The sequence below is a fragment of the Ancylobacter sp. Lp-2 genome (assembly GCF_020523795.1).
GTDB lineage: Bacteria > Pseudomonadota > Alphaproteobacteria > Rhizobiales > Xanthobacteraceae > Ancylobacter.
The window spans coordinates 1-615 of sequence record NZ_JAJALI010000032.1; the positions used below are offsets into that span (position 1 = coordinate 1).

General features: G+C 72.7%; 1 pseudogene. It reads left to right on the forward strand.

Annotated elements, in window-relative coordinates:
• Positions 1-615: pseudogene (locus LGR54_RS25655) on the forward strand (NAD(P)(+) transhydrogenase (Re/Si-specific) subunit alpha); the annotation flags it as partial.

A 615-nucleotide genomic window follows, 5' to 3' on the forward strand; every position in this document is an offset into this window, starting at 1 on the left:
GTCCGTTGAGCCACGAGTTTCGGGTTCTGCGGATACGGTCAAGCGTCTGACGGGTCTTGGCGGGGAGGTTGTCGTGGCCTCGGGTGCCGGGCTGGCGTCGGGGGTGTCGGACGCGGAGTATGAGGCGGCGGGGGCCTCGATCGCGGCGGACAATGTGTCGGCGGGCGCCGGGGCGGAGATCGTGCTGGCGGTGCGCCGGCCGGACGCCGCCGATCTCGGCAAGATCGCGCCGGGGGCGCTGGTGATCGCCATCGCCGATCCCTATGGCAACGAGGCGGCGCTCGCCGAGATCGCCGCGACCGGCGCCTCGCTGTTCGCCATGGAGCTGATGCCGCGCATCACCCGGGCGCAGGTGATGGACGTGCTGTCCTCTCAGGCCAACCTCGCCGGCTACCGGGCGGTGATCGACGCGTCGGGCGAGTTCGGCCGGGCGTTCCCGATGATGATGACGGCGGCGGGCACGGTGCCGGCGGCGCGGGTGTTCGTGATGGGGGCCGGGGTCGCCGGCCTGCAGGCGATCGCCACGGCGCGGCGGCTCGGCGCGGTGGTCTCGGCCACCGATGTGCGGCCGGCGGCGAAGGAACAGGTTGAGTCTCTCGGCGGCAAGTTCATCGC